At 73.0% G+C, this 25,090-nt stretch carries 18 protein-coding genes and 2 pseudogenes; 7 read left to right on the forward strand and 13 right to left on the reverse strand.

The genetic code is table 11. The features are described 5' to 3' along the window. The 5 genes from ACIGA3_RS19035 to ACIGA3_RS19055 form a co-directional block, all read right to left on the reverse strand. Window positions 1–3,561, reverse strand: a complete 3,561-nt coding sequence (locus tag ACIGA3_RS19035; RefSeq protein WP_399716811.1) for a lipopolysaccharide biosynthesis protein — start codon at window positions 3,559–3,561, stop codon at window positions 1–3. Then, window positions 3,554–4,354 (reverse strand): polysaccharide deacetylase family protein, encoded by an 801-nt coding sequence (locus tag ACIGA3_RS19040; protein WP_399716814.1) that lies wholly within the window; start codon window positions 4,352–4,354, stop codon window positions 3,554–3,556. Before ACIGA3_RS19040 ends, ACIGA3_RS19035 begins: the two co-directional genes overlap by 8 nt. Continuing rightward, complete coding sequence (locus tag ACIGA3_RS19045) at window positions 4,351–5,343, reverse strand: glycosyltransferase family 2 protein (protein ID WP_399716817.1); 993 nt, start codon at window positions 5,341–5,343, stop codon at window positions 4,351–4,353. The genes ACIGA3_RS19040 and ACIGA3_RS19045 overlap by 4 nt, the downstream gene beginning before the upstream one ends. Beyond that, window positions 5,340–6,158 carry a glycosyltransferase family 2 protein gene (locus ACIGA3_RS19050; protein WP_399716819.1) on the reverse strand — a complete coding sequence of 273 codons (819 nt, stop codon included), beginning with the start codon at window positions 6,156–6,158 and terminating at the stop codon, window positions 5,340–5,342. Before ACIGA3_RS19050 ends, ACIGA3_RS19045 begins: the two co-directional genes overlap by 4 nt. Window positions 6,159–6,531: 373 nt before the next feature. Then, the gene (locus tag ACIGA3_RS19055; RefSeq protein ID WP_399716821.1) at window positions 6,532–6,978 is read right to left on the reverse strand and encodes a hypothetical protein; all 447 of its coding nucleotides are present in this window, start codon (window positions 6,976–6,978) and stop codon (window positions 6,532–6,534) included. A gap of 310 nt (window positions 6,979–7,288) precedes the next feature. Here ACIGA3_RS19055 and ACIGA3_RS19060 point away from each other — a divergent pair, with 310 nt between their 5' ends. Further along, on the forward strand, window positions 7,289–8,083 hold the full coding sequence (locus tag ACIGA3_RS19060; RefSeq protein WP_399716823.1) for an SGNH/GDSL hydrolase family protein: 795 nt from the start codon (window positions 7,289–7,291) through the stop codon (window positions 8,081–8,083). 68 nt (window positions 8,084–8,151) lie between these two features. On the opposite strand, the gene ACIGA3_RS19065 is transcribed toward ACIGA3_RS19060, so the two are convergent. The 4 genes and pseudogenes from ACIGA3_RS19065 to ACIGA3_RS19080 form a co-directional block, all read right to left on the reverse strand. Continuing rightward, window positions 8,152–9,693, reverse strand: a complete 1,542-nt coding sequence (locus ACIGA3_RS19065; protein WP_399716826.1) for a serine/threonine-protein kinase — start codon at window positions 9,691–9,693, stop codon at window positions 8,152–8,154. A 44-nt stretch (window positions 9,694–9,737) separates the two neighbouring features. Next, the gene (locus tag ACIGA3_RS19070) at window positions 9,738–11,456 is read right to left on the reverse strand and encodes a nickel transporter (protein WP_399716829.1); all 1,719 of its coding nucleotides are present in this window, start codon (window positions 11,454–11,456) and stop codon (window positions 9,738–9,740) included. Further along, the gene (locus ACIGA3_RS19075; protein WP_399716832.1) at window positions 11,453–12,850 is read right to left on the reverse strand and encodes a tetratricopeptide repeat protein; all 1,398 of its coding nucleotides are present in this window, start codon (window positions 12,848–12,850) and stop codon (window positions 11,453–11,455) included. Before ACIGA3_RS19075 ends, ACIGA3_RS19070 begins: the two co-directional genes overlap by 4 nt. A gap of 103 nt (window positions 12,851–12,953) precedes the next feature. Beyond that, window positions 12,954–14,515 (reverse strand): annotated as a pseudogene (locus ACIGA3_RS19080) (DUF4331 domain-containing protein). A gap of 156 nt (window positions 14,516–14,671) precedes the next feature. Between ACIGA3_RS19080 and ACIGA3_RS19085 the strand changes: the two are divergent. The 3 genes from ACIGA3_RS19085 (at window position 14,672) to ACIGA3_RS19095 (ending at window position 16,478) form a co-directional block, all read left to right on the forward strand. After that, on the forward strand, window positions 14,672–15,262 hold the full coding sequence (locus ACIGA3_RS19085) for a sigma-70 family RNA polymerase sigma factor (protein ID WP_399716834.1): 591 nt from the start codon (window positions 14,672–14,674) through the stop codon (window positions 15,260–15,262). Continuing rightward, complete coding sequence (locus ACIGA3_RS19090; RefSeq protein WP_399716837.1) at window positions 15,259–16,080, forward strand: anti-sigma factor domain-containing protein; 822 nt, start codon at window positions 15,259–15,261, stop codon at window positions 16,078–16,080. The genes ACIGA3_RS19085 and ACIGA3_RS19090 overlap by 4 nt, the downstream gene beginning before the upstream one ends. Before the next feature lie 128 nt (window positions 16,081–16,208). Then, window positions 16,209–16,478 (forward strand): hypothetical protein, encoded by a 270-nt coding sequence (locus ACIGA3_RS19095; protein ID WP_384357409.1) that lies wholly within the window; start codon window positions 16,209–16,211, stop codon window positions 16,476–16,478. 83 nt (window positions 16,479–16,561) lie between these two features. On the opposite strand, the pseudogene ACIGA3_RS19100 reads toward ACIGA3_RS19095, so the two are convergent. From ACIGA3_RS19100 to hmgA, 4 genes and pseudogenes are all read right to left on the reverse strand, one after another. After that, a pseudogene (locus tag ACIGA3_RS19100) lies at window positions 16,562–17,408 on the reverse strand (CaiB/BaiF CoA transferase family protein). A 48-nt stretch (window positions 17,409–17,456) separates the two neighbouring features. Next, entirely contained in the window at window positions 17,457–18,596 is a 1,140-nt protein-coding gene (locus ACIGA3_RS19105) for a type ISP restriction/modification enzyme (protein WP_399716840.1), read from the reverse strand. Window positions 18,597–18,640: 44 nt separating this feature from the next. Continuing rightward, window positions 18,641–19,390 (reverse strand): GntR family transcriptional regulator, encoded by a 750-nt coding sequence (locus ACIGA3_RS19110; protein WP_399716842.1) that lies wholly within the window; start codon window positions 19,388–19,390, stop codon window positions 18,641–18,643. 61 nt (window positions 19,391–19,451) lie between these two features. Further along, a complete protein-coding gene (hmgA, locus tag ACIGA3_RS19115; RefSeq protein WP_399716845.1) occupies window positions 19,452–20,765 on the reverse strand; it encodes a homogentisate 1,2-dioxygenase in 1,314 nt (437 codons plus the stop codon). 170 nt (window positions 20,766–20,935) lie between these two features. On the opposite strand from hmgA, the gene ACIGA3_RS19120 reads away from it, so the two are divergent. The 3 genes from ACIGA3_RS19120 (at window position 20,936) to ACIGA3_RS19130 (ending at window position 25,085) form a co-directional block, all read left to right on the forward strand. Further along, window positions 20,936–21,544 (forward strand): TetR family transcriptional regulator, encoded by a 609-nt coding sequence (locus ACIGA3_RS19120; protein WP_399716847.1) that lies wholly within the window; start codon window positions 20,936–20,938, stop codon window positions 21,542–21,544. 104 nt (window positions 21,545–21,648) lie between these two features. After that, complete coding sequence (locus ACIGA3_RS19125; protein WP_399716850.1) at window positions 21,649–23,907, forward strand: molybdopterin oxidoreductase family protein; 2,259 nt, start codon at window positions 21,649–21,651, stop codon at window positions 23,905–23,907. 95 nt (window positions 23,908–24,002) lie between these two features. Next, window positions 24,003–25,085 (forward strand): Zn-dependent alcohol dehydrogenase, encoded by a 1,083-nt coding sequence (locus ACIGA3_RS19130; RefSeq protein WP_399716853.1) that lies wholly within the window; start codon window positions 24,003–24,005, stop codon window positions 25,083–25,085. Window positions 25,086–25,090: the final 5 nt, after the last annotated feature.

Here is a 25,090-nt window from a genome sequence, read left to right on the forward strand (position 1 = left end):
TCAGCTCATCGTCAGGAACCGCTGCACCAGCGAGGCCAGCACCACCGCCAGCAGCGGCAGCGCGAACCAGAACCCGCCCTGGACCCGGCGCAGCCCGCCCACGCTCGGCCGGGCCGCCACCCGCAGCACCTCACGCCCGGCCAGCAGCAGGATCAGCACGGCGGCGGCCAGCGCACCCACCACCGACCACGGCGTCCAGGTGATCTGCGGCCCGATCGGACCGGGGTCCGGCTCAGGCACCGGCGCAGACCCGCCCCCGCGCAGCGCGTACACGGTCGCGTCCTCGTTCACCAGGACCTTGGACAGCTCCGCACGACCGTCCAGCGTGCGGGTCAGCCGGGACTCCCAGGCCGCCGAATAGCCCGCGTCCAGCTCCAGATAGCGGACCTGGCTCTCGTTGACCATCAGATACGAGTTCGGGCCCGCGTCCCTGAGCGCCTTGACCAGCCCGGACACCAGCACCGGGTCGGTCGGTGCGAGCGTCGGCACATAGGTCACCCGCTCCATGTCCCGCGCACCCCAGGGCAGCGCCGGAGTCACGTCGTTCACCGTGTCCGTGGTCAGCCACAGCAGCCGTACGGTCGGCTTGTCATGGGCGTACACCCAGTCCATCGCCGCGACCTCGCCGGGCCGGGTCCGCTCGAACGGCTCGTTGCCCCAGCGGGCCACCAGGAAACCGCCGATCAGCAGCAGCCCCGCCAGCAGCGCGGCCGGCGCGGCCAGGCTCACCCGGTCCCGCTCCCGCTCCTTCCCGCTCACCCCGGTACGCGGAAACAGGGCGAGCGCGCCCAGCAAGGCGGCACCCGGCAGCGCGAACATGAAGACACGCAGCGCCATCTCACCGCCGTACGACTGCATGCCGAAGCCCAGGAACGGCACGAACGCCAGGACCAGCAGCGAGCGTTCTCGGTAGCCGTGCTCGCGCCGCCGCCACCAGCCCCAGCAGGCCAGCGCCAGCACCGAACCGGCCAGCAGCACACGGGTGTACAGCACCAGCTTGTGGGTCGAACTCCCGCCCTGGATACGGCCGGAGACCGAGGTCGACACATTGCCGCCGACCCCGCCGAGCCCACCGAACAGCTCATCGAAGTGCCCCGACCAGTACGGCTCCGCCATGAAGCCGACCCACACCGCCACCACCACCGCGAACAGCAGCGGCAGCCCGCGCAGTTCGCACCGGCCGAGCAGCACCAGGGCCGCGAGCACCCCGAGCATCACGAACGGGGTGAGCTGGTGGGCCGGTACGCAGGCCAGAAACAGGGCGATCAACACCAGCAGCAGCACGACCCGTTGACGCCGGTCGGTGGGCTCCACCTCGGCCTCGCCGGGCCGGAACCGGGCCCAGATCATGTGCGGGGCCCGGAACCACACCAGCAGGACCGCCACGAACACCAGGTACAGCAGATAGGTGAAGCCCTGCGGGGAGAAGTAGTCCTGCCCGACCCAGCCGCTCAGCGCGAACAGCCACACCCCGGTCCACCGGGCCCGCCAGCTCGCCCGCAGCGACCGGGTCAGCAGGAACATCGGTGCCAGATAGGCGAGTTGGATGGCCGTCGGCCACCAGCGGATCACCTCGGTGAGGTCGGACACCCCGCACGCCTGGGCGACGAACGCGGTGACCGCGAAGAAGCCCGGCCAGCTCCAGCGGGCGTCCAGGTCGGGCACGGTCGACCCGGTGCGGTCGATGTGGTCGAGGAAGCCCAGGTGCTGCCACGCCGTGGGGAACCTCGGCGCGCTCTCGATCACGGCGGGCAGCGCGTGCAGCGACACCACCGTCGCCACCAGGGTGAGCAGCAGCAGCGCCCGGTGCTCCCGGCGCAGCCAGAGCAGCGCGGCGAACACCGTGACCAGCAGCGCCGCTCCGACCAGCGTCGGCAGTGGCAGCACCGAGACCAGACCGAGGCCGCCCATCCCGTCCAGGTCGGCGTCGCCCAGCCGCAGCGCGGGCACCCAGTAGAGCACCAGCGCGGCGATCAGGAGGCAGCCGAGGAGCACACCGGTCCGGGTCGGCGCCAGGGAACGGCGGCGCGGGGGAGTGTCCTCCCTGACGGGCTCTCGCTTCCTCAACCCCTCTTCGGGCAGGGCCACTTCGAAGGACGCGTCCACCGAGTCCACTTCCTTTGCCTCCTCGTCCGCGTCCACCGCCCAGGAGGGCGCCCGCCGGGTGGTCCCTGCCGGGGTCGCCTCGCCGGGGCCGAGGTCGGCCAGATCGCCGTCCGGGGACGCGGTCACGGGGCCGGGCCGGATGACGCGCCACAGCCGCGGCGCGGCGATCGCCACGATCACCGCCAGGCTGGAGATCTCCGCGACACCCGCGCCGGTCAGCCCCATCCGGGGCAGGAGCAGCAGGGTCAGGCCCAGCACCAGCGCGCACAACAGCCCCTGGAGCCAGGCGAGTCCGGCGGTCCGGCTCTGCGCCCGGAGCACCGCGAAGTAGGTCTCCATCACCACCCGCAGCACCGCGCCGACCGCGAACCAGCGCAGCAGCGGGGTCGCCGCGTCCGCGTACCCGGCGCCGAACACACCGAGAATCCACGGCGCGCCGACGAACAGCACGCCCGCGACCGGCAGCATGATCCGGGCCATCCGCCTCAGCGCCGCCCGGGTGTTGGCGGCCAGCCGCGCCGGGTCGTGCGAGCCCTCCACCGTGAGCGAGGCACCCATGTTGATGGCGAGCAGGTTGGTCGTGCCGCCGATGGTGGTGGTGATGTAGAAGTACGCGTTGTCCTCGGCGCTGACCTGCGACGCGATGATCACCGGGACGAGGTAGACCACCCCGAGCGAGAACAGCGAGCCGGTGTAGTCGCCGGCGAGGAACCGGCCGATCTGCCGCAGCGTCGGGGGATGCGCCCGCCCCTCGGTCGCCGCCGTGTGCCGGGGGACCAGCCGCCGGAACACCAGCCAGCCCAGCGGGATCACCGAGGTCGCGATGGCCGCGACCCAGGACACGAAGACCCCGGAGGCCGGGATCGCCACCGCGAACGCCACCAGCAGTCCGAGCTTCACCGCCGAGAACACGGAGTTGCCCACCGGCACCCAGGGTGCGCTGCGCAGCCCCGTCAGCACCCCGTCCTGGAGGGTGAGCACGTTCCAGGCCACCACCGCCGCGACGAAGCCGAGCCCGCTCACCGGCCCGTGCAGGAACCGGTACGAGGGCCCCCACGCGTCCAGCGTCAGCAGGAACACCCCCGCCGCCACCGCCACCACCAGCGAACTGCCGGCGTAGATACGGAAGATGAGCCGGGCGGTAGAGCGTCCCGCGACCGGGATGAAGCGGGCCAGGGCACCGGTCAGCGTCACCGCGGTCAGCCCGGCGAGGAGCTTCATCGCGGCGATGGCGGCCGAGCCCTGCCCGACCGCCGACTCGGAGTAGTAGCGCGCCGCCGCCAGCCAGAAGCCGAGACCGAGGACGGCGGAGATGCCGGTGTTCAGCATCAGCGCGTAGGCGTTGCGGAACAGCGGGTTGCCGCCGAACACGCGCTCCAGCACGGGCAGTCGCGGGCGGCGCCCCGGCGCGGACACGGCCGGGGCGGCCTCTTGGGCGGTGGTCGTGTCAGACACGGGAGCGGATGGCCTTCCGGCAGACCTGGCGTGCTCTTCGCACGAGTGCGTATCCCTTGGTCAGCGCACGGTCCCTGGCGAAGTCCCGTGCGACGGAACGGCCTTGGAGCAGCCGCTCGAACTCGGTCACACCCGTGGCACGCCGCACGGTGACCCGTCTGAGCGCGTACGGGCCCTGCCCGCGCCGGGCCAGCGCGTTGCCGACCGCCAGTGCCTGGGTGTACCCGGCCTCCCGCACGGCCTGACGGACCCGGCGGCTGGAGTAGCCGTAGGGGTAGGCGAACGACAGCGGGCGCGGGCCCAGTTCGTCGGTGAGGATGCCGGTGCTGTGCTCCAGCTCGGCGGCGAGCGAGACGTCGTCCAGCTGGTCGAGCTGCGGATGACTGTGGCTGTGGCCGCCGATCTCCACACCGCTGTCCGCGAGTTCGCGCACCTGGGACCAGTCGAGCATGGCGTCCAGGCCGCCCCCGGTGTCGTAGGGACCCCTGATCCAGCCGGTGGAGGCGAACAGCGTGGCGGGGAAACCGTGCTTGGCGAGCACCGGCAGGGCGTGCCGGTGGACGCCCTCGTAGCCGTCGTCGAAGGTGATCAGCACCGGCCGGGCGGGCAGCGGGCGCCGGTAGCGCCAGTGGGCCGCGAGCGTCGCGGTGGTGAGCGGGGTCAGACCCAGGTCGCCGATGAGCGCCATCTGCTCCGCGAACGCCTCGGGCGCGACCGAGAGGGCGCGGGTCGCGTCATTGGGCGCCGCCGCCACCGCGTGGTACATCAGGATCGGTACCCCCGTCCCGGTCATCCCCCCACCTCCACCGACGGCACCGTGAACCGGGCCCCGCCGCGCCGGGCGCGCACACTGCCGACGACGTAACCGCCGGCCGCGGTGAGCACCCCCGCCACGATCGCGCCCGCGCGCCCCGCGCCGCCCGGCCGGCCGAACAGGGCGTCACGCAGCCCGCGCGCGATGCCGGCGGGCAACACCCGGGTGGTGTAACGGCGTTCGGACTCCAGCCCCTTCGACGCACCCACACTCTGTGCCACCAGCGCCTTGGACAGGCCCTCGGCATAGGTGCGGGTGCGGAAGTACGCGAAGCGCTCGCGGACCTCGGGCACCCGGTGGTGGATCACCGCGCGGTCGTCGATGAGGAGTACGGCGTCGGGCCGGGCGCGGCTGAGGCGGATGCACAGCTCCGTCTCCTCACAGCCCAGCGGGCGCCGGTCGCCGTCCCGGCCGATACCGGTGGCGAACCCGCCCGCCACGTCGAACGCGGTCCGCCGGAAGGAGGCGTTGCCGCCCAGCACGTTGCGCACCCGGACCCGGCCGGGCGGCAGACCCCGGTACGTGCAGCCCACCACCCAGTCGAACTCCTCCGGGAACCAGGCCGGCCGCCGCCCCGAAGCCCACACGGGCTCGGTCCGGCCGCCGACCGCCAGGACGCGCGGGTCGGCGTACCCCTCGGCGAAGTGGCGCAGCCAGTCCCGCTCGGCCACGGCGTCGTCGTCGAGGAAGGCGATCACCTCGCCCCGGGACGCGGCCACACCGGTGTTGCGTCCGGCGGACAGACCGCGCGGACCGGCGTTGGCGAGCACCCGGACGGCACCGGCCGCGACCGGCTCCTTGTACTCGTGGGCCAGCCGGTCCAGCAGGGCGGTGTTGTGGTCCACGACCAGGAGTGTCTCCAGCGCGGGGCGGGACTGGCCGCGCACCGAGGCGACCGCCGCGAGGATGTCCTCCCAGCGGTCCTCGGTGTACACACAGATCACGACGGAGATGTCCGGAGCGGTCAAGACGTCTCTCCCCGCCGGGAGTCCGTCAGCGGCGAGCGCCGTCCCCGGCGCAGCGCACGGCGGTTGGAGCGCTCCTGGAGGATGACTCTGAGGACCCGCAGCCCGTCCCGCACGGCGCGCAGATTACTCGTGCCGTGGATGCGGAGGTACTCGTGGCTGGGGATCTCCTGCACCTTCAGCCCGGCCTTGACCACTCTGATGTTCATCAGCGTCTCGACCTCGAAGCCGGTGCAGTCCAGGTCGATCTTGTCCAGGCAGTGCCGCCAGAAGGCGTTGTAGCCGTAGCAGAGGTCGGTGTAGCGGGCGCCGAACTTGCGGTTGACGACCGTGCACAGCGCCCAGTTGCCGAGCTTGCGGATGAAGGTCATGTCGTCGGTGCCGCCGCCGTTGGCGAAGCGGGAGCCCTTGGCGAAGTCGGCGCCGGAGACCAGCGCGGAGACGTAGGAGACGATCTCGTTGCCGTCGGCCGAGCCGTCCGCGTCGACCATCACGATGATGTCGCCGGAGGCCGCCTCGAACCCGCTGATCAGGGCGTCCCCCTTGCCCTTGCCGCGCTGGGCGACGACCTTCACGTCCGGCCACAGCGAGCGGGCCACGTCCACGGTGTCGTCGGTGGAGTCGCCGTCGACCAGGACCACTTCGTGAATCCAGTCCGGCAGCGTCTTGAAGACGTACGGCAGGTTCTCCGCCTCGTTCATGGCGGGGATCACCACGCTCACCGGCGGAGTGATCGCCAGATGCGAGGAGATGGGCCGGTAGTGGGCCGCGAGCAGCGGCTCCTGGTCCGGACCCGGCGTGCGCAGAACAGAACTCATGACTGTGGTCCCTCTCGTCCGGTGGACCGCCCGCCCCCGGGCGGCCCGGCTGTGTGTCCGGTTCGAAAGGGGGGTTCTCGCCCTTGGTCGCGGCACGGCGAAACGCTCTCCGGGCCGGAAGACGAGCTGGCAAAGCTGACCGGGCCCCCTGAGAGATCAGGGACAGCCGGTCGCGCGGCACGGCCCGGTCACCTGGTGCGGTCACCGAGCACGGCACCCCCCTACCGCGCCTCACCCCGGTACGTCACGGCTCCGAGCCCTCCCCTGAACCGTGTGGCGACGGACCGATGTGGGTGAGATGTACGACGGTATTGACGATAGAAGCAGAATCGCAAGACCTGGACGTGGTCTCACGAATCAGTTGGTTTGGCCGTTACGAAACTTTGGCCTGTTTTACTCCCTTCGGCGGCCCCTCCCGTGAACTCGCCCGCCGCCGTACCTGGACAGCCAGGAGGAGCAGCAGGCTGAGCACGGTCACGGCCACGATCCCGCCCGTCACCGACCAGCGGTGCACGGTCAACATGGCCTGGGCGACCAGCATGTCGACCGCCACCGCGCCCGCGAGCGCGGTGACCAGCCGGCCGAAGGGGTCCAGCCCGCGCAGCGCCAGGGCGATGGCCAGGGCGGGTGCGGCGAGCAGGAAGAACAGCGCGCACGGTCCGCGCAGTGGTGAGCCGGAGTCCATGAGTGCGAGCAGCGCGCCGCACGCGGCGGTGCCGGTCGCTGCTCCGGCGAGCAGCGGTGGCAGGTCCCTCCCCGGTCCCGCCTGCTCTCTGCCTTCGCCATCTGCTGTGGTTCTGTTGCCAGTTGAGGACCGCATGGGCCGACTTTGCCCCCCGACGCGCCGGATGCCGGGCTTCAATGTGGCCCAGCCGCTCCGAGGCCGTCAAGACGACCCCTCCCCACATACCCCTTCTGGGGAAATCTGCCCGAACCCACCTACGTCATGTGCTATGTGGCGGGTCGTCAACAGATCGGAGGCGTACCCGCAATATGCGGGACGGTGAGGGTCCGGGGCCGATTCTGTCGATGCGTGGTTGAGGGCGAAATTGTTTTGGCATGGACACTTCCCGTCAACGCGCGTAGCTGGTACCAAAGTTGTGGCAGAGATCCTGCTAAAGGGAGGTTCCATGAGACGTACCCGAATTGCGGCATACGTGACTTCACTCCTCCTCGCCACCGGCCTCACCTTCGCCGGCGCCGCTCCGTCGCAGGCCGCCACCGGCGGCTATGTGGCGCTCGGCGACTCCTACTCCTCCGGGGTCGGAGCGGGCAGCTACATCAGCTCCAGCGGCGACTGCGACCGCAGCACCAAGGCGTACCCCTACCTCTGGAACGCCGCGCACGGCCCGTCCTCGTTCGCCTTCAACGCCTGTTCGGGCGCCCGCACGGACGACGTGCTCGCGGGCCAGCTCGGCTCGCTCAACTCCGCCACCGGCCTGGTGTCCATCACCATCGGCGGCAACGACGCCGGCTTCGCCGACGTCATGACCACCTGTGTCATCCAGTCCGACAGCACCTGCCTGTCCCGGATCAACACCGCCCGCGCCTACATCGACTCCACGCTGCCCGGCAAGCTCGACGCCGTGTACAACGCGATCAGCGCCAGGTCCCCCTCCGCCCGCGTGGTCGTCATCGGCTACCCGCGCTTCTACCTCCTCGGCCAGAGCTGCCTCGGTCTCTCCGAGACCAAGCGCTCCGCCATCAACAGCGCGTCCGACTACATGAACAGCGCCATCCAGAAGCGCGCCCAGGCCCACGGCTTCGTCTTCGGCGACGTCCGCACCACCTTCACCGGCCACGAGATCTGCTCCAGCAACTCCTGGCTGCACAGCGTCAACTGGACCAACATCGGCGAGTCGTACCACCCGACCGCGGCCGGACAGTCCGGCGGCTACCTCCCCGTGCTCACCAACGCCGCCTGAGCCACCCGGTCCACCAGGGTGAGCCCGTCAAAGCGAGCCGTACGGGACTCACTCGCACGAATGAAATGTCAGGGTGTGCCCGAGGATGAAGCGGAGGCCCCGTCCGACGGGGTCTCCGTCGCCGTACGGCACGTCACCGAGAACGGCACCTCGTCGGACGTGACCCGCACCGGCTCGCGCACCTCCACGGCGACCGCGTTCTCCGACGTGCCGTCCTCGTCGTCCGTCCGCACGGTCACCCGCGCCCGCTTCGTCCGCTCCCCGCCCTCCGGGAACGACAGCGTCCGCCACTCCTCGCCCTCGAACGATCCGTGCCTGAGCTTCCACCGGTAGCGCACCTCGGCGGGCAGCCTGCCCACGGTGAACGTCGCGGTGAACACCGGTGACCCGGCTTCCGGCGGCGGGCAACTCCCCTCGTACTCCGTGTGCGCCCCGGTCAGCGACACCCGCACCGACTGCGCGGGTTCGCTGCTCGGTGAGGCGCTGCTCCTCGACGTCGATGGTGACGGCGACTGCGCGTGGCTGGTGGGCGCGGGGGAGCGGGGCCCATCGGTCGTCAGGGTCGGGCTCGGGGTGCCCCCGCCCTCGTTCCGGTCACCGTCGTCCCGGTTCAGCAGGGTGTACGTCAGCCCGGCCAGCGCGAGGGCCAGCGCGAGCACGCCGACGACCAGTACGACGCCCGCGCGGCGGCCCCGTGCCGACGGGCCGGGACCGGGGTCCCCGTCCGGCAGCGGCACGGTCGGCGGCGGAGGCGGCAGGTGCTGCACACGGGTCGTGGGTGTGCCCCCGGCCGCGATCAACCGCAGGTCACGCGCGGCTCGTTCGGCGGGCAGTCGCTCCTCGGGCTCCTTGCGGAGCAGGCCCTCGATGACCGGTTCGAGCGGGCCCGCCCGGCGTGGGGGCGGCGGCGGGTCCTCCACCACGGCGCGCAGGGTGGAGAGCGGGGTGTCCTGGCGGAACGGCGAGCCACCCTCCACCGCCGCGTACAGCAGCACACCCAGGGACCACAGGTCCGACTCCGGGCCGGGGGTCCGGCCCAACGCCCTTTCCGGGGAGAGGAATTCGGGTGAGCCGATCACCTCTCCGGCCATGGTCAGCGCCGAACTGCCTTCGACCGAGGCGATGCCGAAGTCGGTCAGCACCACGCGGCCGTCGTCGGACAGCAGCACATTGGCCGGCTTCACGTCCCGGTGCAGCACCCCGACGTCGTGCGCGGCACGCAGGGCGTCCAGCACTTCCGCGCCGACGTGGGCGGCGTCCGGCACGGACAGCGGGCCAGTCGTCTCCAGGGTGTCGGCGAGGGAGCGGCCGCGCACCAGCTCCATCACGATCCAGGGGCGGCCGCCCTCCATCGCCACGTCGTACACCGTGACCACGTTGGGATGGGCGACCCGGGCCGCCGCCCACGCCTCGCGCTCCAGGCGGGCGTACATCCGCTCCACGTCCGGGGCGGGCAGCCCGGCCGGGGCCCGTACCTCCTTGACGGCCACCTCACGCTGCAGCACCTCGTCGTACGCGCGCCACACCGTGCCCATGCCGCCCTCGCCCAGCGGGGACAGCAGACGATAGCGGCCCGCGATCAACCGATCGCGTCCCTGCTCTTCGGACACGGGCGCCCCCCATGGCAAGTCGCGCGATTCCTGAACAAAGTAGCTCAGCCGAGAGCGGTTGCGACCCCCTTGAGCATCAACCCGGCGCCCAGGACCAGCACGGCCAGCGCCGACGCCAGCGGGATCGTGCGGCGGACCAGCGCGGCCAGCGGATGGGCGGGGCGCCCGGGGTCACGGTCCAGCAGCCGCCCGGCCACCGAGCCGAGCCGGACGACGGCGAAGCCGGCCGCCGTCAGCGTCAGCGCGAGCCCGGCGCCGTACGCCACGACCAGCAGCAGCCCGAACCACGCCTGCCCGAGCGCCGCCGCGCCTACCAGTACGACCACGGCGGAGGGGCTGGGGACGAGGCCGCCCGCGAAGCCGAGCAGGATCGTGCCCCTCAGGGTGGGGGCCGTGGCGTGGGAGTGGGTGTGGCCGCCGTGAGTGTGGACGAGGGTGTGCTTGTGGGGGTGGGGATGGGCGTGCTCGTGACCGTGAGTGTGGTCGTGGGTGTGGGTGTGGTCGTCGTCGTGGGAGTGGCTGGGCGGGTGGTGGTGGTCGGGCGGGTGGTGGTGGTCGGGCACATGTGGTGACGCGCCATGTGGGCTCGCCACATGTGGTGACGCGCCATGGTGCGCATGCACATGCGCCCCGTCACCATGACCGCCACCCACCAGCGCCAACGCCCGCACCTCCACCGCCTCCGCGCCGGTGTGCCCGGCCCCGGACTCCGGGACGTGCTCGTGCGTGTGCGCCACCTCGGCCGCCCGCACCCGCCAGGCCCGGCGTACGAGGTTCGCGCCCGCGCCGAGGACCAGGGCGCCGCTGGCCACGCCCAGCCAGGCCACCACCGAGGGTGTGGCGGCGGAACCGGCCGTGACGAGCAGCCCCAGGGCGACCACCCCGAGGGTGTGGGTGACGGTGACCGAGGCGGCCAGCGGGAGGACGTCCCGCATTCGGGCCCGCCCGCCGCGTGCCGCCGCCGCGGCGGCCATCAGGGTCTTGCCGTGCCCCGGCGCGAGCGCGTGGGCCGCGCCGAGGGCGACCGCGATGAGCAGCGCGAGCGTGGCGAAGCCGAGGGTGAGGTCCCGGCGGGCGACCAGGTCGTTCAGGGCCTGGGTCCAGCGGTCGGCGCCCCTCGGCAGCACCGAGGCGCCCGGCGCGTCCCGTTCCGCGGCCAGAGCGGTCCCGCCCGGCCGGAGGGTGAGCCGGGCGGCGGAGGTGTCGGCGGGGGAGGACAGCAAGTCGGTGGGATAGGTGGTGAGTTCACGCGAGACCGACTTCTGCGGCACGTCGGACCGGCTCAGGGTCATCCGGTCGCCGCGCGCGGTGATCTCCCGCCATCCCGGCCCGGAGGACAGGCCCGCGCCGCGGAAGCCGACACTCACCGTCGCGCCCTTGGGCAGCGGGGCAGACTCCGCGCACTCCAGGCGCAGGGTGTCCAGTCCGGCCTGGCCGGGCCGCAGCCGGGCCCGCGCGGCCGAGACGGTGAGTGTGACCCGGCGCCCCTCCACGGTGAGTTCACTGCCCCGCGCCGCCTCGGCACAGCGCAGCTCGGCCCACCGGGCGGTGCCGAGCCTTTCCAGCTCCGGCTTGGCCTGCGTCGCCGGGATCTCCGCCAGGTCCTCGACATGGGTGACCCGGAGCTGTCCTGGAGCGGCGACCAGGCCGTCGTACCGGTTGACGGTGAAGTTGCCCAGGGGATGCGCGTCCGCCGCCGGGGCGGAGCCGAGCAGGGCGGCGCAGGCACCCGCGAGGACGGCGAGGGAACGGTGGAGCCTCACTTGGCCGCCTCCAGTGCCTCGCGGGCCTCGGCGGCGCCCAGCGGGGAGAAGCCGGGGTTCAGTTTCAGCGCCGCCGCCAGCGAGGCCCGGCCCTCCTTCGCGTGGCCGGTGGCGAGTTCGATCACGCCCCGGTGGTAGAGGAAGGAGGCGTTGCGGTAGCCGGTGGCGGTGGCCTCGCGGGCGTGCGCCAGCGCCTCTTCGTCGTGGCCGCCCACATGCAGTGCCCAGGCGAGGGCGTCGGCCGTGTGGACGGTGTGCCTGCGGGCCCACTCGGCGCGGGCCGCGCGCAGGGCGGCCGCCTTGTCCCCGTGGTCGGCGGCGGCGAGCGCGGTGTCGAGGTCGGCGTCGACGCCGTTGGCGCGGGCCAGCGCGATCCACGCCTGGACCAGCGTGTACTGCTCGCGCGCCTTCTCCCGGTCGCCGGCGTCGCCCCGGGCCTCGTACAGCTCCCCGAGGGCGACCAGCGGGCCGGGCAGCGGGGCGCGGGCGACCACCGCTTCAAGTCCCTTGATTGCAAGAGCCTGTTGACCGCTCGCCGCCTGGGCGCGGGCCCGGCCCTCCAGCGCGGGGAGGTAGGTGTCGTCGGCGGCGAGGGCGCGTGCGTAGTAGGTGAGGGCGGTCTTGTAGTCGCCCTGGTTCCAGGCGAGTTGGCCGAGCTGGGTGGCCACGTAGGCGATGTCTCCGGGGGAGGTCGCGCCGGTCAGCGCCTGCTGGAGGACGCGCCGGGCCGTGGTGACGTCGCCGCGCAGCTCGTGGACGTAGGCGTACCGGGTGAAGACGGGGGTGCCCGGCCTGCGCGCGTCGGCGGTGTCGGCGGCTCGTGCCGCCTCGGGGTAGCGGCCGAGTTCGACCAGGGCGTCGATACGGGAGCACAGGGCGCGTTCGTCGTAGGGGTCGCTCTTCAGGACGCGGTCCGCGTCGGTGAGGGCGCCCGTGAAGTCGTGGCGGGCCGCGGCGAGGGCCGCCTGCCCGGCAAGCGCCTTGTCGTTGCCGGGGGCGAGGGCGAGGGAGCGCTTCAGGGCGGCCTGCGCCTGCGGGTACCGGGCGGGGTCGCCCTTGGTGCGCGCCTGTTCCACATAGGCGAGACCGAGCGTGGCCCAGCTGTCGTGGTCCTTGGGCTGCGCCTTCAGGTGCGTCTGGAGCGCGGCGACGGCCGCGTCCGGGTCGGCGCCCGCCGGCGCGCCGGGGTCCATGGCGGCGGAGGCGGGGGCCGGAGCAACCCGCCCGCCGTCCCGGGCGGCCCCGAACGCGACCGCGCCACCGGTCAGGGCGACGGCCAGCAGGGCGGCGGAAGCCACCCGCCACGCCGTACGGCGTCCCTGGCTCCCGCCCGGCGCGCCGCCGGTCTCCTCGTCACCGCTCGCCTGCGGGGCGTCATTCGTACGCGGGCCCATTGCCCTCTCCTGGTTCGCCTGATGGTGGTCCGGAAGACCGGCGCGGCCCGCCGTGGGGGAAGGGTGCGGGCCGTGCCGGTCGCTGGGGAGCTGAGGGAAGGGCTCAGTACGCGCGCTGCATCCGGCGGCGCCACCAGGCGACGACGGTGCCGAGCAGCAGGATTCCGGCCGCGCCGGCGGCCGCCGAGCCGGCGATCAGCGTGGTGTTGTCCGTGCCGCCCGCCGCCGAGGCCGGGCTGAGCGCGTCACCGAGCTGGCTCTTCACATCGGCGCCCGCGGTCGTGCCCTTGGCCAGCGCGCCGCGCGAACCCGCCGTGGGCTGGGCCACGTAGGGGAAGGACTTCTCGAACTTCTTGTCGTTCGCGTCGACCGCGTCACCCAAGTCGTTCTTGGCGCCGAGGAGTTCACCCTCGACGACCTGGAGGGCCTCGTCGATCACGTCGTCGGTGAGCCGCCGCCCGTTGGGGAAGCCCGCGTTGTCGCCGTCCAGCACACCGAGCCGCTTGGGGTGCATGGTCGGCTTGATCGAGGTGTTCAGCCGCAGCTGCTCCGAAGGGCGCACGTTCGGGGGCTGGTTGAGCCCCTTGACGCCCTTGAGGAAGACGTCGACCAGGTCGTTGCGCGGCTCAGCGGGAGCGTCGATCTTGTAGATGCCCTCGATGAGCTTGGGCAGCTCGGGGTTGGTGACGTTCTTCAGGAACTGGGCGTCGTGCGAGGGCTGGGACGCGTTGAAGCGGTCCTTGTCCGCTTGCGGGTTGACCACCTCGTTGACCAGCGGGTTGCCGAGGCGGGAGACCTGGCTGTAGTAGCCCTGCGCGTTGCGGCGCTGGGTGGTGGACCAGATGCCGACGACCGGCTGGCCGGCCGACTGCCGGATCAGGTCGTTGGGGACCTGGAGGGCGATCGTGTTGACGTTGTAGCCCTTGAGGGTGTCCCGGCCGACCTCGCTCAGGTTGCCGCCGTACAGCAGGTCGAACACGCGCAGGTCCAGGAAGAACGGGTCGTCCGCCTGCCCCGCGAAGGTCGCCGCGCCGCCCGCCGTCTTGTACACGGCCTGCGAACGGAGCTTGCCGTAGTCCGGCATGGACGCCTTGCCCACGTTGGACGGCGCCACCGGCACGTCGTCCGCCACCTTGGTCCGGGACATCGCGTGGCCGCCCTTCATGCGGACCAGCTCGAGGTCGTAGGTCTGGGTGATGTTGAGGTCGGGGTCGTCCAGGCTGGTGACGGGCCCGGTGTTGTACAGGAACGTCTTCCCGTTCTTCGTCCTCGTCTTGAAGGTGTACCGGAAGAGGAGGTCGTCAAGGTGTACCGGAAGAGGAGGTCGTCCTGGGCGTCGCCGTCGCTGTCGATGTGCAGGTCGTACTGCGCGTCGTCGGCGAAGGTGTAGAAGTTCGGGCCGCCCGCCGGCTCCTCGAACGGTATCCAGTCGGCCACGATCGTCGTCGTGTCCGGCTTGTCGGGGCTGACGAACGCGTACAGATCGGTGTTGTCGTACTGCGGGGTGCCCGAGATCAGCGGGGCCTCCCGGTGGGAGGAGGCGGAGGCCGCCCCCGGCTCCAGCGTGGCGACACCGGCGGCCGCGAGCCCACCGGCGGCCAGTGCGCCGCAGATGAGCGGGACCAGCCCGTTGCGTGCCGTGCCGCTTCTGGCGAAGAGAGTCATGCCGTCCGTCCTCGAATCCGACTTGCTTGACGGACGGGTATACGGAGCGATCGGCCGATCCGGATTGGCCGCAGAGGAACTTTCTTTTTCCTGTTTCCGACCCGCGTTTTCGGCCCGCCGATCCGTATCAACCGCCGGAGGTGTGCGTTCGTGCGGATGCGAGGGGCCACAGGCAGGGCCGGGTGCGGCCATGGCGGCCGGGGTGAGGGGGCCGAAGCTTTGCTGGTGCGGGTGGCGGGCGGCGACCATCAGGCGTTCGAGGAGCTGTACGCGCTGGTGTCCGGGCCGGTGTTCGGGTTGGTCCGGCGGGTCGTGCGCGACCCCGCCCAGTCCGAGGAGGTCGTCCAGGAGGTGCTGCTCGAACTGTGGCGCTCCGCCGCCCGGTTCGACCCGGCGCGGGGCAGCGGCCTGTCCTGGATACTCACCCTCGCCCACCGCCGCGCCGTCGACCGGGTGCGCAGCGCCCGCGCGGCCGGCGAACGCGAGCAGCGCGAGGCCCTGCGCGCCGGGGAACCCGCCTTCGACCACGTCACCGAGGAGGTCGAGGCCGGACTCGAACGCGAGTGGGTGCGCCGCTGCCTGAAACGGCTGACCGACCTCCAGCGCCAGTCCGTCACCCTCGCCTACTACGACGGCTACACCTACCGCGAGGTCGCCGAACGGCTGTCCCTGCCGCTCGGCACCGTCAAGACCCGTATGCGCGACGGCCTCACCCGGCTGCGCGGCTGCCTCGGAGGTGCCGCGTGAGTCTCTTCACCCGGCTGACGCGCCGCGATGACCCGCACTCGCTGGCCGCCCCCTACGCGCTGGACGCCCTCGAACCCGGTGAGCGGCGCCGCTTCGAGAAGCACCTCGCGGGCTGCGGCCGCTGCACGGCCGACGTCCGCGAACTGTCCGAGGACGCCGTCCGGCTGGCCTGGTCCACCGCCGCCCCCGCCCCGGCCGCCCTGCGCGAGCGGGTGCTGGCCGCCGCCCGCACCACACCGCAGGACCCCGCGCCCCGGCCCGCCGGGCGGCAGCGAGCCGCCCAACTGCCCCCGCACGTCTGGGGAGTCCAGCCGCCGCCCGCCCGCGACCGGCGCGCGGGACGGCGCCCCCTGTTCGTGCCGTTCGCCACCGTGACCGCCGCGGCTGCCCTGGTCGTCGCCTCGCTCTTCGCGGTCCAGGCACACCGCACCGGGGAACGGCTCGCCGCCGAGCAGGCGCGGGCACGTGACATCGCCCACGTTCTCGCCGCTCCCGACGCCCGGACGGCCGGCGGAACGGACGCGCGCGGCCGCGCCCTCGCGGTGATCGCCTCCCCGTCGGAGGGCCGCGCCGTCGTCACCCTGAGCGGATACGGCACCCCTTCGGGTGGCCGTGTGCATCAGCTCTGGCTCACCCGCCCCGGCGCACAACCCCGCTCCCTCGGGCTCCTCCACGGCGACACGCCCTTGGTCGCCAAGGGCCTCGGCAAGTCCTCGGCGTCACTCGCCGTGACGGTCGAGCCGAACGGTGGCTCAGCGCACCCCACTGGCCAGCCCGTTGTCCAACTCACCCTGAAATCAGTCGGATTCGGAGAGTAGTCAAATAGGGATGATCAACCGCCTTGTGGGGAAGGTGAATCCCGTGGCCGAGATACACGCATGCCCTACCGGGACGATAGGGTTACTCTGCCCGTGGGCCGGGTGGATTCGTACGGGTGGGGAGTGACATGGAGCAGATAGCAATGCGCAGCAGGGCCAGGGTTCCTGCGATCACCTGCGGAAGCGGTGCGACCAGCAGGCGTCTGGACCGCCACCTCGCGGTGCTCGGCGGACCCGCCATACCGCAGCGGGAGACGGTCGAGGCGACGTCGCTGATGCGTGAGCTGACCGCGCGGGACACCGTGCGTCAGCGCAGCGACCGGCGCGCCCGCGTCAGCCGGGTCTCCCTCTTCGCGCCCCTGCGCCGGCTGCGCCGGTCGCTCTTCGGCAGCCACTGAGCCGCACCGAGCGGACTCCCCGGAGTCCCGCCCGGTTCCGGCTCGGCCCCGAGTGAACCGGCGCCCACCCCGCAGTTCCGCGCTCAGGCCGCCACACCGTCCCGGCGCAATGCCGCGATCTCGTCGTCCGTCATCCCCACGGCACGGAGCAGCGCGTCGGTGTGCCGGCCGAGCGCCGGCACATCCCCCGACCGCGACTCCTCCCCGCCCGGCAGGGTGATGGGCGGCAATAGCGCGCGCAGGCCCCACCGGCGAACCCACCCGCCGCCACCGCTCCCGCGCGGCGAGCTGCGGATGCTCCGCCAGCTCGGCCAGATCCCTGATCCGCGCACAGGCGATCCCCGCCGCCTCCAGCCGCGCCAGCGCCTCGTCCGTCCCCAGCGCGCCCAGCGCCCCCGCGACCAGGGCGTCGGTACGCTCCCGCCCGGCGACCCGCGCCGCGTTCGTCGCATACGCCGGGTCGTGCGCCAACTCCGGCTTGTCCAGTACCTGTTCGGCCAGCATGTCGTACGCCCGCTTGTCCGCGTACGGCCCCGAGCCGCCGTAGCCGGAGATGTTCACGGCGATCAGCCTCGGGTCCGCCGCGCACAGCGTGGCCGCGTCCAGGCCCAGCCGGGCCGCCGCCCCGTGCGCGAGGTTCTGCACGAACACGTCCGCGCCCGCGATCAGCCGCCGTACGGCGTCCAGGCCACGCGGGTCCTTCAGGTCCAGCGCGATGGACTCCTTGCCCCGGTTGCACTACGCGAAGCGCGAGGCGAGGCCATCGGCGGCGGTGTCGTAGCCGCGTGCGAAGTCACCTCCGTCGACCCGCTCCACCTTGATCACCCGGGCGCCCAGATCGGCCAGTTGCCGGGTGGCGAAGGGCGCGGACACGGCCTGTTCGACGGCGACGACGGTCACGCCCTCCAGGGGCGGCGGCAGCAGATCCACGCCCGCGATGATCTCCCGGCCGGCCCCCGCTGTCACCAGTCACCCCGGCTAGAGCAGGGCGAACTGGCCCTCCGGCCCCTCCTCCTGGTGGTCCAGCACCGAGGCGGGGCGACGGGCAGGGGGCGCGGGCGGGAGAACTCCCGCCGTGCGGAGGCCGGTTGCCGTGACCGGCTCCGGGACCGGGCCCAGGTCGGCCCGGTGGTCCGCCAGGAGGGTCAGGACCGTGACCAGCTCCAGCAGCTCCGAGGTCCAGCTCTGGGGCCAGGTCCGGGGGCCGATCGCGGCCAGGGTGCCGGGGGCGCCGGGGGTCGTGCGGGCCGTGAACCAGGCTTCCAGGGTGCGGACCCCGGCCACCTCGTGCTCCCAGGCCGCGCGCGGGACGGGGGAGACACGGCCCTCGTCCAGGTGCAGGCTCTCGTCGTCGGCGTCGTAGCGCAGGGCGCGCGGGTACGGGGGCAGCGGCGCACGCACGTACGGGCGGCGGCCGCCGGGCAGCTTGGGGCGCTCCCCGTCCCGGCGCATCAGCCACAGCGCGCGCCGGCCCGACTCCACACCCCGCGCCCACACCTCGGGGTCCCCGGTGAGGGGCACGGTCAGGTCCGCGCGGACGGCGGCCAGAATCCACGCCAGGACGTCCGCCGCGGCGGGCCGGGAGCCGAGCCGCGTGGCCAGCACGTCCAACAGGCCCGGCGCCAGGTTGGGTTCGGCACCACCGGGCCGCCGGTACAGCGGGCGGACGCGGCCCGCCGCGAGGGTCGGCAGCAGTGCGGTCGCCAGTACCCCGGCACCCGCCTCCACCACGAACACCTGCCGTTCGTCCGCCACCCGCCACAGCTCCGGGCGGGCGGTGTCGATCAGCCGGTGGTCCGGGATCAGCCACCGCTCGTCGAACGGCGCCGCGAGCACCCGCACCGGCTCCGGGCACGCCCCCGAGGCCCGCGCCAGCCGCTCCGTACCGGTCCGCCGGCCGGGCAGCTGGGCCACCGCCGATCTCGGCGTACGCGACCGGGTCGGCTCGAACAGCGCCTCCCGCTCCGCCCCCTCGGCCGCCAGCAGGGCCGCCCAGCGGGCCTTCAGGGACGCCGGGTCGGGTGCCGTCGGCCAGGCGCGGCCCAGCCGCAGCGGTGCGACGGACCACGGCATGAGGTCCGCCAGCGGCGGCGCGTCCTCGTACGTCACGCCCGGCATGCTACGGCCTCGGCCCGGCCGGAGCACGGGAACGGAGGCGGGGCTCAGGTGGCCTCCAGAGTGACGGTGAAGGAGAAACGGTCGCCCCGGTAGTGGATGACGGCCACGTCCAGAACCCGGCCCGCGGAGTCGTAGGTGACGCCCGTGTAGTGCAGGATCGGGCTCAGCAGCGGCACCCGCAGCAGGCGGGCGGTCTCCGGGTCGGCGAGCCGGGCCTCCACCGTGTCGGTGATCCGGCTGATGTCGGCGCCCACCACGTCCCGCAGCACCTTCGTCATCGGCCAGCGGGCCAGATCGGCCGGGTCGATCCGGTCGGCCAGCTCCGGACGCACATGGTTGACGGCGTGGTTGGTCGGCTCGCCCGTCTTCGCGTCCCCGCGCAGCCGGTGGTAGACCGCCACCTCGGCCAGGTCCGGGAAGTGTTCGGCCAGCACGGGCGGCACCGGCACCCGCGCCTGGTCCAGCAGTTCGGCCGTCATCCCGGACTGCTGGGCCACGATCGCGTCCACCGAGCCCAGCAGCCGCACCGGCGCCCCGCGCCGCACCCCCGGCTCGATGAAGGTGCCGCGCCGCCGGTGCCTGCTGATCAGCCCCTCGTCCTCCAGCTCCTTCAGCGCCTGCCGCATCGTCAGCACGCTCACCCCGTAGTGCTCCGCCAGCCGCTCCTCGGTGGGCAGCCGCAGCGGGTCCTCGGGCGAGCGGCCCAGGATGGAGGCGCGCAGCGACTGCGACACCTGGTACCAGAGCGGCAGCTTGCGGTTCAGGACGATCGAGTCCGGGGCGAAAGAGGTCACGCGGCTATCCGTACCTGTCCTGGCTCGGTCGGCGCAACGGATCGGTCACGTATCGGAGTTGTCACGACGTACGGAAATGCGGCTCCAGTCCCCGCCACACGTCGTCGTAGCCCTGCTGGAGGTGGTCCGCGCGGGCCGCGTGCGGGGTCAGGGTCAGCGGCCAGCGGGTCTCGAACATGAACGCCAGCCCGTCGTCGATGCGCTGCGGGCGCAGCTCGGCCGCGCTCGCCCGGTCGAAGGTCTCCCGGTCCGGGCCGTGTGCCGACATCATGTTGTGCAGCGAGCCGCCGCCGGGTACGAAGCCCTCCGCCTTCGCGTCGTAGGCGCCCTCGATCAGGCCCATGTACTCGCTCATCACGTTCCGGTGGAAGTACGGCGGCCGGAACGTGTCCTCGCCGACCAGCCAGCGAGGCGCGAAGACCACGAAGTCGGCGCCCGCCAGGCCCGGTGTGTCCGAGGGGGAGGTCAGCACGGTGAAGATGGACGGGTCCGGGTGGTCGTAGGAGATGGTGCCGATCACATTGAAGCGACGTAGGTCATAGGTGTACGGCACATAGTTGCCGTGCCAGGCGACCACATCGAGCGGGGAGTGGTCGTAGGTGGCCGTCCAGAGGTTGCCGCAGAACTTGTTGACCACCTCCACCGGCCCCTCGGTGTCCTCGTACGCGGCGACCGGCGCCCGGAAGTCACGGGGGTTGGCGAGGCCGTTGGCGCCGATGGGGCCCAGGTCGGGGAGGCGGAAGGGCGCCCCATAGTTCTCGCACACATAGCCCCGCGCCGAGTCATCCAGCAGCTCCACACGGAAGCGGACCCCACGGGGGATGAGGGCCACATATGAGGGCTCCACATGGAGCCGCCCGAACTCGGTGTGCAGCAGCAGCCCGCCCCGCTCCGGCACGATGAGCAGCTCCCCATCGGCGTCCGAGAAGACACGCTCCATCGAGGAGTTGGCGTGATAGAGGTGCACGGCCATGCCACTGCGCTGGGTCGCGTCGCCGTTTCCGCCCAGCGTCCACAGACCCGCCAGGAAGTCCGTGCCCGGCAGCGGCTCGGGCAGCGGGCTCCAGCGCAGCCGGTTCGGGTCGGGCACGGTCTCGGTGAAGGGGGCCGTACGGATCGAACCGTTGGCGGTGCGGGTGAAGGCGGGGTGCGCGGCCGAGGGACGGACGCGGTACAGCCAGGAGCGGCGGTTCTGCGCGCGGGGCTCGGTGAACGCCGTACCGCTGAGCTGCTCCGCGTACAGGCCGAGCGGCGCGCGCTGCGGTGAGTTGCGGCCCTCGGGCAGGGCGCCGGGCACCGCCTCCGAGGCGTGTTCGTTGCCGAAGCCGGTCAGGTACGCCAGCCCCTCGGCGGTCTTCCGCGCGTCCTCGGTCATGATCGCTCCCTTGCGTCCTGATTCCTATGCAGCACCGTAGGAATGCCGGAGGGCGTGCGCAAGAGGCGAACGCGCCCTTCACCCGGGAGGAGCGCCAGAACCAGCCGCCCGAGGGACGTGCGACACCTCCCGGCCTTCTCCGACTCCCTGTGGGCAGGCATCATGTGGCCGTGCCCCATGTGACATCGCTCCGCCGCGCCCCCGTTCAGCGGCGCAGCGCCGAACGGCTGACCAGAATCCTCGACGCCTGTGCCGCCCTCCTGGACGAGGTCGGCTACGACGCCCTGACCACCCGCGCGGTCGCCGAACGCGCCGACGTGCCCATCGGCTCGGTGTACCGCTTCTTCGGCAACAAGCGCCAGATGGCCGACGCCCTCGCCCAGCGCAACCTGCGCCACTACGCCGAGCACGTCACCGCCCGGCTGCAGAAGGCGCCGCCCGATGACTGGCGGGCCGCGATGGACGTCGTCTTGGACGAGTACCTGGGCATGAAGCGCACCGCGCCCGGCTTCGCCCTCGTGGACTTCGGCAACCAGATACCGGTCGGCACCCGGCGCACCGCGCCCAACACCCGTGTCGCCGACCGGCTCACCGAACTCGTCGCCGGCCACCTCGGCCGCGCACCCGACGACGATCTGCGCCGCGTCCTCCTGGTGGCCGTGGAGAGCGCCGACACCCTCATCCAGCTCGCCTTCCGCACCGACCCGCACGGCGACCCGGCGATCATCCGGGAGACACGGGAACTCCTGCGGGCCTACCTGGGCCGCGTCCTGGACTGAAGCGGGCGCACGGGGCTCCCCACCATGCCTACCGGTCGGTATGCTCGCCTGGGCCGGCACGCCCGTGCCCGTCCGGCAGCGCTGCCGACCCTCCGGGAGGACCCGTGTCCCGCACCGCTCTGCGTATCTGCCCCCTGTGCGAGGCCACCTGCGGGCTGACCCTCACCATCGAGGGCAGCCGTGTCACCGCCGCCCGAGGCGACCGCGACGACGTGTTCAGCAAGGGCTTCATCTGCCCCAAGGGCGCCTCCTTCGGCGCGCTGGACGCCGACCCCGACCGGCTGCGCACCCCGCTGATCCGCGAGAACGGCGAACTGCGCGAGGCCAGTTGGGAGGAGGCGTTCGACGCGGTCGCGCGCGGCCTGCGCCCGGTCGTGGAGCGGTACGGCGCCGACGCCCTCGGCGTGGTCCTCGGCAACCCCAACGTGCACACCATGGCCGGCGCCCTCTACCCGACCGTCCTGCTCGGCGCGGTCCGCACCCGCTCCCTGTTCACCGCCTCCACGGTCGACCAGATGCCCAAGCACGTCTCCAGCGGCCTGCTGTTCGGTGACGCCAACGCCATCCCCGTGCCCGACCTCGACCACACCGACCACCTCCTGCTGATCGGCGCCAACCCCCTGGAGTCCAACGGGAGTCTGTGCACCGCGCCAGACTTCCCCGGCAAGCTGAAGGCGCTCAGGGCGCGCGGCGGACGCCTCACCGTCGTGGACCCCCGCCGCACCCGCACCGCCAAGCTCGCCGACCGCCACCTCGCCATCCGCCCCGGCGCCGACGCCCTGCTCCTCGCCGCGATGGCCACCGTGCTGTTCGAAGAGGGCCTGGTCGATCTCGGCGACCTCACGCCACACGTCGACGGACTGCCCGAACTCCGGGAAGCGCTCGGCGACTTCACCCCCGAGGCGGTCGCCGGGGTCTGCGACATCGACCCCGGCACCATCCGCACCCTCGCCCGCGAACTCGCCGCCGCCCCCACCGCCGCCGTCTACGCCCGCATCGGCAGCTGCACCGTCCCGCACGGCACCCTGGCCAGCTGGCTGGTCGACGTCCTCAACACCCTCACCGGCAACCTGGACCGCCCCGGCGGCGCCCTCTTCCCCCAGGCCGCCACCGACCGCACCCCCCGCCCGGCGGGCCCCGGCCGGGGCTTCACCCTCGGCCGCTGGCACTCCCGCGTACGGCGACTTCCGGAGGCGAAGGGTGAGCTGCCGCTCTCCGCGCTGGCCGAGGAGATCGACACCGCCACCCCCGAGGGCGAACCCGTACGCGCGCTGATCGTGATCGCCGCCAACCCGGTGCTCTCCGCGCCCGACGGGGACCGGCTCGACAAGGCCCTGGACTCCCTGGACTTCATGGTCAGCGTCGACCCCTACCTGGGCGAGACCTCCCGCCACGCCCACGTCGTGCTGCCCCCGCCCCCGCCCGCGCAGAGCTCGCACCACGACTTCGCGTTCAACACCCTGGCCGTCCGCAACCAGGTCCGCTACAGCCGGCCCGCCGTCCCGCTGGAGCCCGGAAGGATGGCCGAGACCGAGATACTCGCCCGGCTGATCCTCGCCGCGAGCGGCATGCACGGCGCCGACCCGGCCGCCGTGGACGCCATGGTCATCGACCAGACCCTCGGCAAGGCCGTCCAGGACCCCCACTCCCCGGTCCACGGCCGCGACCCGCGCGAGGCGGCCGCACAGCTCACCGGCGCCGACGGCCCCGAACGCCGCCTCGACCTGATGCTCCGCCTCGGCCCCTACGGCGACGGCTTCGGCGCCCGCCCCGACGGCCTCACCCTCGCCCGGCTGCTCGACCACCCGCACGGCATCGACCTCGGCCCGCTCCGCCCGCGCCTGCCCCAGCCGCTGAAGACGCCCAGCGGCAAGGTCGAGCTGCTGCCCGCCCCCATCGCCGCCGACCTGCCCCGGCTGCGCGAGGCCCTGCGCGAGCGGCCCACCGGACTCGTCCTCGTCGGCCGCCGCCATCTGCGCTCCAACAACAGCTGGCTGCACAACGTCCCCGCCCTCACCGGCGGCACCAACCGCTGCACCCTGCACCTCCACCCCGAGGACGCCGAACGCCTCGGCGTCCGCGACGGCGACCCGGTACGGGTCAAGGGCGCCGGGGGAGAGGTGACCGCGCCCGCCGAGGTCACCGACGCCATCCGCCCCGGCGTGGTGAGCCTCCCGCACGGCTGGGGCCACGACCGCCCCGGCACCCGGCTGGCCCACGCCGGCCGCGAACCCGGCGTCAACGTCAACCAGCTCCTCGACGGCACCCTCCTCGATCCCCTGTCCGGCAACGCCGTCCTCAACGGAATCCCGGTGCGGCTCAGCACCGCTAGCACCCCGGCATCCCTGGCGCCGGAAAACTAACGCCGCTAGTTTGGTGCGCGGTCCCCGCTCGGCGCGCTCCGGCCCGCCGGGTACCTTCGGACCACGTCGCCCCAGTTCTGAGGAGACCGCGCGCGATGACCGTACGAGCCGCCGTCCTGCCCGCCGTCGGGGCCCCGCTGGAGATCACCGGCATCGAACTGCCCGAGCCGGGCCCGGGCCAGGTGCGGGTGCGCCTGGCCGCCGCCGGGGTCTGCCACTCCGACCTGTCCCTGTCCAACGGCACCATGCGGGTGCCGGTCCCCGCCGTCCTCGGCCACGAGGGCGCGGGCACCGTGACCGCCGTGGGCGAGGGGGTGTCCGGGCTCGTACCCGGTGTGCCCGTCGTCCTCAACTGGGCTCCCGCCTGCGGGGGTTGTCCGGCCTGTGCGCGGGGTGAGGTCTGGCTGTGCGGGCACGCGCTGGACGGCGCCGCCCGGGTCCACGCCCGTACCGCCGACGGCACCGAACTCCATCCCGGCCTCAACGTCGGCGCGTTCGCCGAGGAGACCGTCGTACCCGCCGCCTGCGCGCTGCCGCTGCCCGAGGGCGTCCCGCTCACCGACGCGGCCCTGCTCGGCTGCGCCGTCCTCACCGGCTACGGCGCCGTCCACCACTCGGCACGGGTCCAGCCCGGCGAGACGGTCGCCGTGTTCGGGGTCGGCGGGGTCGGGCTGGCCACCCTCCAGGCGGCCCGGATCGCGGGCGCGGCCCGCGTCATCGCCGTGGACATCTCTCCGCAGAAGGAGGAGCTGGCCCGCGCCTGCGGCGCCACCGACTTCGTCCTCGCCGACGAGCAGACCCCGCGCGCGATCCGCGCCCTCACCGACAAGCAGGGCGTCGACGTCGCCGTGGAGTGCGCGGGCCGGGCGCAGAGCATCCGAGCCGCCTGGGAGTCCACCCGCCGGGGCGGGCGCACCACGGTCGTCGGCATCGGCGGCAAGGACCAGCAGGTCACCTTCAACGCCCTGGAACTCTTCCACTGGGGCCGCACCCTCTCCGGCTGCGTCTACGGCAACTCCGACCCCGCCCGCGACCTGCCCGTCATCGCCGGGCACATCCGGGAGGGGCGGCTCGACCTCTCCGCGCTCGTCACCGAGCACATCACCCTCAAGGACATCCCGGCCGCCTTCGACGACATGCTCGCGGGCCGGGGCGGCCGGGCGCTGGTGGTGTTCTGACGGGG

It is taken from the genome of Streptomyces sp. NPDC085596, from assembly GCF_044541565.1.
Taxonomy (GTDB): Bacteria; Actinomycetota; Actinomycetes; order Streptomycetales; family Streptomycetaceae; genus Streptomyces.